General features: G+C 64.5%; 7 protein-coding genes and 1 pseudogene. 2 read left to right on the top strand and 6 right to left on the bottom strand.

Annotated elements, in window-relative coordinates; genetic code table 11:
- Positions 1–257, bottom strand: a pseudogene (locus EOA29_RS15895) (hypothetical protein); the annotation flags it as partial.
- A gap of 126 nt (positions 258–383) precedes the next feature.
- Here EOA29_RS15895 and EOA29_RS15890 point away from each other — a divergent pair.
- A complete protein-coding gene (locus tag EOA29_RS15890) occupies positions 384–992 on the top strand; it encodes a YqgE/AlgH family protein (RefSeq protein ID WP_126095222.1) in 609 nt (202 codons plus the stop codon).
- A gap of 131 nt (positions 993–1,123) precedes the next feature.
- On the opposite strand, the gene EOA29_RS15885 is transcribed toward EOA29_RS15890, so the two are convergent.
- Genes EOA29_RS15885 through thrC form a run of 4 tightly spaced genes read right to left on the bottom strand, consistent with a single transcriptional unit; the run spans position 1,124 to position 7,332 of the window.
- The gene (locus EOA29_RS15885; protein ID WP_127221130.1) at positions 1,124–4,012 is read right to left on the bottom strand and encodes an EAL domain-containing protein; all 2,889 of its coding nucleotides are present in this window, start codon (positions 4,010–4,012) and stop codon (positions 1,124–1,126) included.
- A gap of 3 nt (positions 4,013–4,015) precedes the next feature.
- Complete coding sequence (locus EOA29_RS15880) at positions 4,016–4,612, bottom strand: GNAT family protein (protein WP_127221129.1); 597 nt, start codon at positions 4,610–4,612, stop codon at positions 4,016–4,018.
- Positions 4,613–4,627: 15 nt separating this feature from the next.
- A complete protein-coding gene (locus EOA29_RS15875; protein ID WP_127221128.1) occupies positions 4,628–5,920 on the bottom strand; it encodes a pitrilysin family protein in 1,293 nt (430 codons plus the stop codon).
- A gap of 14 nt (positions 5,921–5,934) precedes the next feature.
- Positions 5,935–7,332, bottom strand: a complete 1,398-nt coding sequence (thrC, locus tag EOA29_RS15870) for a threonine synthase (protein ID WP_127221127.1) — start codon at positions 7,330–7,332, stop codon at positions 5,935–5,937.
- Positions 7,333–7,460: 128 nt separating this feature from the next.
- Here thrC and EOA29_RS15865 point away from each other — a divergent pair, with 128 nt between their 5' ends.
- Positions 7,461–8,201: a hypothetical protein gene (locus EOA29_RS15865; RefSeq protein ID WP_127221126.1), complete on the top strand. Its 741-nt coding sequence runs from the start codon at positions 7,461–7,463 to the stop codon at positions 8,199–8,201.
- Between the two features lie 67 nt (positions 8,202–8,268).
- Here the strand turns inward: EOA29_RS15865 and EOA29_RS15860 are convergent, their stop codons facing one another.
- Positions 8,269–8,958 carry an HAD family phosphatase gene (locus tag EOA29_RS15860; RefSeq protein WP_127221125.1) on the bottom strand — a complete coding sequence of 230 codons (690 nt, stop codon included), beginning with the start codon at positions 8,956–8,958 and terminating at the stop codon, positions 8,269–8,271.
- Between the last annotated feature and the right edge of the window lie 245 nt (positions 8,959–9,203).

Raw genomic sequence — 9,203 nt, 5'->3', positions numbered from 1 at the left:
ATGTTGGTGCTGGCCGACACATCGATCTGCGGCGGCACGCCGGCATCGCCAGGATCGCGCCAATAGGTTTTCCAGCCGGGCTTGAGCGCGATGTCGAGCACGCCGTGGAGCTTGCCGGCCTCGTCCGGCTTGCCGCTGGTCACCAGCCGCACCTTGCCGCCTTCGCTGTTGTACCAGGCCGAGGAGGACGCCTCGGCCGGCAGGCCCGCTCCTAGGCCGATGACGGCGCCGAGCGCCACAATGTTCAGGTATCGCATGGCGGTGATTTGATCGCCCGTTCTTGGCCGCGCAATGATTTCATGGTCCTGCCGGTATCATATTTGCGTGACATCCGGCAGCCTCAGCATCTTTTCGGCGCCGCCGAAACGCGTTACGCTCAACCCATGGACTTGTTGCGCCACAAAAAGAGTGCCGCCGGGCGCGGCTTTCTCGATGATCAGTTCCTGATTGCCATGCCCGGCATGAAGGACGACCGCTTCACGCGCTCGGTGATCTATGTCTGCGCCCACAGCGACGAGGGTGCGATGGGCCTGATCATCAACCAGACGCAGCAGATGCTGTTCCCGGACCTCCTAGTGCAGCTCGGCATCATGAACGAGCAGGAGGCGATCCGCCTGCCGGCGCATGCCCGCGACTTCGTCGTGCGCAATGGCGGGCCGGTCGATCGCAGCCGCGGCTTCGTGCTTCACTCCGGCGACTATCGCGTGGAATCCTCGCTCAACGTCTCCGACGACATCTGCCTGACCGCCACGGTCGACATTCTGCGCGCCATCTCCACGGGGCGCGGGCCGCGTCACGCGCTGATGGCGCTCGGCTATTCCGGCTGGGGCGCCGGCCAGCTCGAAAGCGAGATCGCGGAAAATGGCTGGCTGACCTGTCCGGCTACGCAGGAACTTCTGTTCGACGCCGATATCGAGCGCAAGTACGACCGCATCCTTGCCGCGATCGGCATCGATCTCGCCCATCTCAGCGCCGCCGCCGGCCACGCCTGAGCGTCACGCAAAACATCCAGAGGCCGTTTCGACACTCGCTAATGCGAGTCAGATGGTGCTTTCGAGAATGAGTACCGGAAGCGCAGAAAGCGCCATCAGATGGCCGCAGGAGTAGAGTTTCCAAACGGGCTCTAGGCCTGCGTTAGCGGGTACTGCTCCCTCAGCGTCTTCAGCACCTGGTCGCCGGGCATCGGCGCGCCGAACATGAAGCTCTGGACGTATTCGCAGCCCATCTGACGCAGCTCCAGCGCGTCGCTTTCGTCGGAGATGCCTTCGGCAACGACCGACAAGCCGAGCTCATGCGCCATATTGACCATGGATTTGAGCAGCACCGCCCGTTTTGGCGTCGCGTCGTCGACGAAGCTCCTGTCGATCTTGATCGTGTCGAAGGGGAAGCGCGTCAGATAGGAGAGCGACGAATAGCCGGTGCCGAAATCGTCGAGCGACAGTCCGATACCGAGCTGTTTCAGCTTGGTCAGCACATGCGCGGTCTGCTCGGGATTGTCCATCACCAGCGATTCGGTGAGCTCCAGCCGGAAGCAGCGCGGCTTCAAATTGGCGCGCGCGATGACGGAGCGGACGTCGCTGACGAGGTCGCGGCGGATGAGCTGCCGGCTGGAAAGGTTTACAGAGACCGACAGCGGCGCGTCGCCGATCTGCTTCTGCCAGGTCGCCAGGTCCTCGGCCGCCTGCTGCATGGCAAACAGCCCGAGTTGAACGATCAGTCCGCAATTCTCGGCCACCGGGATGAAATCGGCCGGCGGGATCATGCCGCGCCGCGGATGATCCCAGCGCAGCAACGCCTCGAAGCCGGCGACGCTGCCGTCCTCCAGCCGCACGATCGGCTGGTAGGCAAGGGTGAATTCGCGCCGCTCGATGGCGCGGCGAAGATCGGATTCGAACTGCAGCCGGTCGGTGCCCACGGTGCGGAAGGCCGGCCGGAACGGCTCGATTCTGTCGCCGCCGAAGCGTTTGGCCTGGTGCATGGCAAGCTCGGCGTCCTTGACCATGTCCTCGGACGAGGTCTGCGCCGTCGTCCAGGTGATCAGGCCGATCGAGGCGGTGAGCACGATCTCGCGCTTGGCGAAGGTGATCGGGTTGTTGATCGCATGCTTGATGGCGTCCGCCATCGCGGCGATGCGGGCCGGTTCCTGCTCGGAGAGCAGCATCAGCGCGAACTGGTCGCCGGCAAAGCGCGACAGCGAATCCTTCGGCTTCAGCAAACGGTGCAGCCGGCGCGCAATGGTGAGAAGAATGGTGTCGCCGGCCGAGATGCCGAGGCCGTCATTGACCTGCTTGAAGCGGTCGATGTCGATGACGAAGACGGTCGGGCGCACCTTGTCCTCGGTGCGGGCGATCGAGATGACCGCCTCCAGCCGGTTCATGAACAGCTCGCGGTTCGGCAGGCCGGTCAAATTGTCGTGCACGGCGTCGTGCAGCAGCCTCTCCTCGGACTTCTTCTGCTCGGTCACGTCGACCATCGTGCCGACGCAGCGGATCACCTCGCCGTCCGATCCGATCACCGGGCGCGCCCTCAGCGAAAACCAGTGATAGTGGCTGTCGGCGCCGCGCAGGCGGAAATTCTGCGCCACCCGGCCACGTCGATGTTCCAGCACCACGTCGAGCGTGGTGCGGAACGTGTCGCGGTCGTCGGCATGCAAAACCGGCAGCCAGTTGCGGGCAGCGCCGCCGAGGCTGTTGGGGGCAAGGCCAAGCTGCAGGCTGACATCCGGCTTGGTCACCACGCGATCGCGCAGCACGTCCCAGTCCCACACGATGTCGCCCGATCCGGCGACGGCGAGCGCCTGTCGCTCGAGGTCGGAGAACAGGCCCTGGTGCAGCGCGCCACCGGCAAAGGCGTGCTGCATGACGGTGAAGCCGATGAGGAGGATGATCAGGATCAGGCCGCCGCCCAACGCCGGCTGGGCGATGTCGTTGTCCAGCATGCCGGTGATCGCCATCCACGATCCGCATAGCCATAAGAGCACCATGACCCAGCTCGGCACCAGCATGATCGCGCGGTCGTAACCACGAATGCCGAGGAAGATGATGAGGCCGAGCCCGGTGAGCGCGGTGGCGGCGAAGGAGATGCGGGCGATGCCGGCGGCGACCGCCGGATCGACGATGGCCACGCCGGCAATGAGCAGCAGTCCGAGGATCCAGACCAGCGCGCCGTAGCTGAAATGGCCGTGCCATCGGTTGAGGTTGAGATAGGCGAACAGGAACACCACGAAGGTCCCCGCCAGCGCCACCTCGGTGCCGGCCCGCCACATCTGCTCGTTACCGGGCGATATCTCGATGACCTTGTTGAGGAAGCCGAAATCGACGCAGATATAGGCGAGAACCGCCCAGGCGAGCGCGGCGGTCGCCGGGAACATCGAGGTTCCCTTGACCACGAACAGGATGGTCAGGAACAGCGCCAGAAGCCCGGCGATGCCGATGACGATGCCGCGGAACAGCGTGTAGGAATTGACCGAGTCCTTGTAGGATTCGGGATCCCACAGATAGACCTGCGGCAGCTTGGGCGAGGCGAGCTCGGCGATGAAGGTGACGACCGTTCCGGGGTTCAGCGTCACCCGGAAGACGTCGGCGTCGGGGCTGGTCTGGCGGTCGAGCGCGAAGCCTTCGCTGGGCGTGATCGCCGCGATGCGGGTCGAGCCGAGATCCGGCCAGAAGATGCCGGAATTCACCAGGCGGAAATGCGGCGCGACGATCAGCCGGTCGAGCTGCTGGTCGGTGGTGTTGGCAAGCGCGAACACCGCCCAGTCGCCGGTCGAACGCGCGTCATTAGCCTCGACTTCGATGCGCCGCACGATGCCGTCGGGGCCGGGCGCGGTCGAGACCTGGAAATTCTCACCCTGGTTTCGGTAGATCTCGACGGCGCCCGAAAGATCGAGCGCCTTGTCGTCGCGGGCGATCTTGATCGGTTCGACGGCAAGCGCGGGCGCGGCTGCCGAAAGCGTGACGAAGACCGCCAGGATGAGGGCGAACAGCGACGCGATTCGCGAAAAATTCGTCACATATCAGCCCTTCGTTCCATCACCCGGCGGATCGTCCGCGATCCGGGCGTAGAGGTAGTGATCCTGCCAGATGCCATTGATCCTGAGATAGGATCGCAGCAGTCCTTCGCGCCGGAATCCGGCTTTTTCAAGCACGCGGATCGACCGGGCGTTGTCGGGAATACAGGCAGCCTCGATCCGGTGCAACCTCAGCGTATCGAAGGCAAATCGGGACACCACCTTGACCGCGTCGGTCATCAGGCCGCGGCCGCCGAAACGCTCGCCGATCCAGTAGCCGATATGGCCGCTTTGGGCCACGCCGTGGCGGATGTTGCCGAGCGTGATGCCGCCGGCAAGCTTGCCGCTCGACTTCTCGAAGATGAAGAACGCGATTGCCGTGCCTTGCGCATAATCCTCGCGGTAGCGGCTGATGCGCAGCCGCCAGGCGGTGCGGTCGAGCTCGTCAGGCTGCCAGCGCGGCTCCCATGGCTCCAGGAAGGCGCGGCTTTCGCCGCGCAGCGTCGACCACTCACGGTAGTCGTTGGTCAGCGGCACGCGCAGCGTGACCTTTTCACCCTTCAGTGCCGGCAGGTCGCGGCGAAAGAAAGGGAGCGCGAACATGGCGCGTGACGAAGTTTAGACGGCGAGCTTGCGGGCCGTTGTCTGCGGACCCGAAAGCGAATCGAGGATCGCCTCATAGGGCGCCAGCGTGCCAATCGGGCCGACGGCGGTCAGCGTCGGCTTGGTCGAGAACAGCCGTGACGAAAGGTCTGTCAGCCGCTCGACGGTCAGCGCCGCCAGCCGTTCCATCAACTCCTCCTTGGCGATCGGCCGGCCGAACAGGAGCAACTGCCTGGCGATCTGCGAGGCGCGGCTTGCCGGGCTTTCGGCCGACATGATGAGGCCGGCGCGATACTGCGCGCGCGCCCGGTCGAGCTCATCCTGCTGGATGCTCTCGCCGGCCTTCTGCAGCTCGTCGATGATGACCGGCACCAGCTTGGCGATATCGCTCTGACCGGTCGCGGCATGCACGCCGAAAATGCCGGTGTCGGAAAAGCCCCAGTGGAAGGCATAGACCGAGTAGCACAGGCCGCGTTTCTCGCGCACCTCCTGGAACAGCCTCGACGACATGCCGCCGCCCAGGATCATCGACAGCACCTGCGAGGCGTAGAAGTCGCGCACATGGTAGGCGCGGCCCTCGAAGCCGAGCACGATCTGCGCGTCCATCAGGTCGCGGTCCTCGCGGAAGTCGCCGCCGACATATTGCGCGTATTGCGGAATGTTGCTCACGGCCTTGGCGCGGAAGCCGCCGAGCTGCTTTTCGACCTCGCGCACGAAATTGTCATGCTTGATGTCGCCGGCGGCCACGATCACCATGCGCTCGGCGCCGTATTGGCGCTCGATGAAATCGTGCAGTTGCCTGGAGGTGAAGGATTTGACCGTCTCCGGCGTGCCGAGGATCGAGCGGCCGATGGTCTGGTGGCGAAAGGCCGTTTCGGTGAAGCGGTCGAAGACGATGTCGTCGGGGGTGTCGTGCGCGGCGCCGATCTCCTGCAGGATCACATGCTGCTCGCGCTCCAGCTCCTCCGGATCGAATTCGGACTCCTGCAGGATGTCGGCCAGGATATCGACCGCCAGCGGCACGTCGTCGGAGAGCACCCTGGCATAGTAGGAGGTCGTCTCGACACTGGTCGCGGCATTGATCTCGCCGCCGACATTCTCGATTTCCGAGGCGATCTGGAAGGCGCTGCGCCGCTTCGTTCCCTTGAACGCCATATGCTCGAGCAGGTGGGCCATACCGTGCTCTTCGTCGCGTTCATTGCGGGCGCCCGACTTCACCCAGGCGCCAAGGGCAACAGATTCGAGGCTTGGAAGGGTTTCGGTGGCGACTGTCAGGCCGTTCGACAGACGGCTTACCTCAACACCCATATGGCAACTACTCCCTAACGGGCCGCCCGCGTGTGGCGGCTCACGTAATCTTCCACCATTTTTAGCTCGGATGGAAGTATCGTGTATTTTTCGTCGGCTGTCATCAAGCCGCCTAGCCATGCGGGCAGGGCTGGGGCAATGCCGCTGGCGGCCTCGACCGCCGCGGGAAATTTCGCCGGATGCGCGGTGCCGAGCACCACCATGGGGACGGCGCCCGACGCGTGGGCCGCCGCTACATGCACGGCGGCGGCGGTGTGCGGATCGAGCAGGTAGCTGCTCGCTTGAAGCGTCGAACGGATGGTTGCGGCGACCTCGTCGACGCTGGCGCGGCCGGCGTCGAACTCGGCACGGATCCGCGTCATTTCGTCCGCCTCGATGGTGAAGGCGCCGGACTGCTTCAGCCCGTTCATGTAGCGCCTGACCGTCGCGGCATCGCGGCCCGCGGCCTCGAACAGCAGGCGCTCGAAGTTCGACGACACCTGGATGTCCATCGACGGCGAGGTGGTGGCGAACACGCCCCTGGTGCGGTATTCGCCGCTCGATAATGTGCGCGCCAGGATGTCGTTGTCGTTGGTGGCGATGATCAGTCGCTCGACCGGCAGCCCCATGCGCTTGGCGGCATAGCCAGCGAAAATGTCGCCGAAATTGCCGGTCGGCACGGTGAAGGACACCGGCCGGTCGGGCGTGCCGAGCGACAGCGCGGAAGAAAAATAATAGACGATCTGGGCCATGATGCGGGCCCAGTTGATCGAGTTCACGCCCGACAGCGACACCCTGTCGCGGAAGCCGTGGTCGTTGAACATGTCCTTCACCAGGCCCTGGCAATCGTCGAAATTGCCTTCGATCGACAGCGCATGGACGTTCGCAGCAGCCGACGTCGTCATCTGCCGCTGCTGCACCGGCGAGACCTTGCCGTTGGGGAAAAGGATGAAGATGTCGGTGCGGTCGCGGCCGGCGAAAGCATCTATTGCCGCGCCGCCTGTGTCGCCGGAGGTGGCGCCGACGATGGTCGCGCGTTTGCCCCGTTCGGCGAGCACATGGTCCATCAGCCGCGCCAGCAGCTGCATCGCCACGTCCTTGAAGGCGAGCGTCGGACCGTGGAAGAGCTCGAGGACGAAGGTGTTTGCGCCGGTTTGCACCAGCGGGCACACCGCCTCATGGCGGAAAGTCGCATAGGCTTCGCGCACCAGCCTTTCGAAGACGGGCGCCGCGATCTCGCCGCCGAGGAAAGGCGTCAGGACGCGAATGGCAAGGTCGGGATAGGCAAGGCCGCGCATGGCGCGGATGTCGGCGGCCGAAAACTGCGGCCATTCGCGCGGCACGTAAAGCCCGCCGTCGCGCGCCAGCCCGGCCAGCACCGCGTCGGAAAATCCAAGCACGGGCGCATCCCCGCGGGTACTCACATATTGCATCGTCAAAGACCCATTGCTGCCGGTCGCGTCATCCACGGCAATTTGGTTAATTTTCCGAGCCGGCTCAGTCGCATTTTTGCCGCGGCGTTGATATACGTCACCGGCTTTGTGAGAGGGAAGTGCAGTTCATGGCGTTTTATTCGGTCAATCGTCGTTTTGTCGCGGGTCTGGCGCTTGCCGGCTTTATGCTTGCCGCCGCCGGCTGCCAGTCGAGCGACAATGGCATTCTCGACTTCGGTTTCGGCAAGAAGGATCCGACCGCGCCGCCGCCGCCGCAGAACCCTCAGGTGCTTGCCAGCCAACTGCGCGCCTACTGCCCGAAGGTGACGCTGCGTGACGGCACCGCCTTCTTCAACACCTATGCCAAGGGCACCGCCGCCAAGCCGAAGAAAAAGAAGGGCGACGCCACGGCGGACGCCGAAGCCGAGGCAGCCGCCGCGGCCGCGCAGGCCGGCTCCAACGGGGCGCCGGTCGATCCCAATCGCGACCCCGCCAAGATCATCTACCAGGCCTCGATCACCGACGTGACACGCGACTGCACCCACGAGAACGGCCAACTGACGATGAAGATCGCGGTTGCCGGCAAGGTGGTGCCGGGGCCGCTGTTCGCGCCAGGCACAGTCACCATGCCGATCCGCGTTGCGGTCCAGCATGGACCCGACGTGCTCTATTCGCAGCTTCATCAGTATCAGGTGCAGGTCACCGATCCGTCGGCCGCGACGCAGTTCGTCTTCACCGACGCCAACGTCGTGGTGCCGGAGCCGACCGCGACCGACTACCAGGCCTATGCCGGCTACGACGAGAACACGCCGGCGGCGACGGACAAGTCGAAGGGCAAGAGGAAGAAACGCGCCGCGGCGACGAACTAACCGAGGGTTAGCTGCCGGAAGCACAGAAGACGCCGCCAGATGGCCGCAGGCGTGTGTACAGCGAGCCCTAGGCGTCTTCCGACCACTCCGACAATGCCGCGATCGTGCTGTTCAGTTCCGCCCAGCGGCGGATGACCGTTTCGGCGCCCGCTTCGGTCAGCGCGTCGGCATGGCCGGGATAGCTGTGGCCGGCGCCGGTGAAGCCGATGACGCGCATGCCCGCCGCCCTGGCGCCGGTGACGCCGTGCACCGAATCCTCGATGACGAAGGTGTTCTTCGGGTTTGCGCCGAGCTGTTCGGCGGCGAAGAGGAACACGTCCGGCGCCGGCTTGGTCTTCTTGCTGGGGATGTCCAGCCCCGAAAAGATGCGGCCGGCGAAGAACGGCAGCAGGCGCACCTTCTCCAGCATGAACTCGATCCGCTCCTTGCGCGAATTGGAGCAGACGGCGCGCGGTGCCGTTACGGCCGCCACCGCCTCACGGGCGCCGTCGATGACGCGCACGTCGTTGCGCAGCTTGCGGTCGACCAGTTCTTCGGCGCGGTCGATCAGCGAGGCCTGGAACGGGATGTGCGATTTCTCCTCGAGCCGCAGCATGATGTCCTTGAAGGTCAGCCCGGCATAGGTCTCGAAAATCTCCTCCGCCGAGATCTCGAATCCGGCCGAAGTCAGAAGCTCTGCCTCGACGCGCGCGGCGACGATTTCGGAATCGACGAGCACGCCGTCGCAATCGAAGATGACAAGGTCTGGCTGGGGCATGGCAATCCGAAGCGTGAGAGCAAAATGGCCTGGCTGGCCCAAGCGGCGCGGCATACACCAATGGGCCGGTCTTCGCAAATCGCGCGAGGCTCTTCAGCCTTCACCGAATGTTTACGCTGATCGGTAACCATAACAGGCAGTAAACCGTAACGCGTGCCTTGGGTGTTTTGATGTCTGCCGTGCGTCTTCTCGACGAGCTTTCCCACGCTCCCCAGCAGTCCGAATGGCTGGACACGATCCTGAAA

Source organism: Mesorhizobium sp. M1E.F.Ca.ET.063.01.1.1, assembly GCF_003998155.1.
Lineage (GTDB): Bacteria > Pseudomonadota > Alphaproteobacteria > Rhizobiales > Rhizobiaceae > Mesorhizobium.
The sequence above is the reverse complement of the archived record's forward strand: the minus strand, read 5'-3'. Positions and strand labels throughout refer to the sequence as shown.

Coding starts and splice junctions, on each gene's coding strand:
- EOA29_RS15875 (WP_127221128.1), bottom strand. CDS start 5,920: ATGGGTGTTGAGGTAAGCCGTCTGTCGAACGGCCTGACAGTCGCCACC.
- thrC (WP_127221127.1), bottom strand. CDS start 7,332: ATGCAATATGTGAGTACCCGCGGGGATGCGCCCGTGCTTGGATTTTCC.
- EOA29_RS15860 (WP_127221125.1), bottom strand. CDS start 8,958: ATGCCCCAGCCAGACCTTGTCATCTTCGATTGCGACGGCGTGCTCGTC.
- EOA29_RS15890 (WP_126095222.1), top strand. CDS start 384: ATGGACTTGTTGCGCCACAAAAAGAGTGCCGCCGGGCGCGGCTTTCTC.
- EOA29_RS15880 (WP_127221129.1), bottom strand. CDS start 4,612: ATGTTCGCGCTCCCTTTCTTTCGCCGCGACCTGCCGGCACTGAAGGGT.
- EOA29_RS15865 (WP_127221126.1), top strand. CDS start 7,461: ATGGCGTTTTATTCGGTCAATCGTCGTTTTGTCGCGGGTCTGGCGCTT.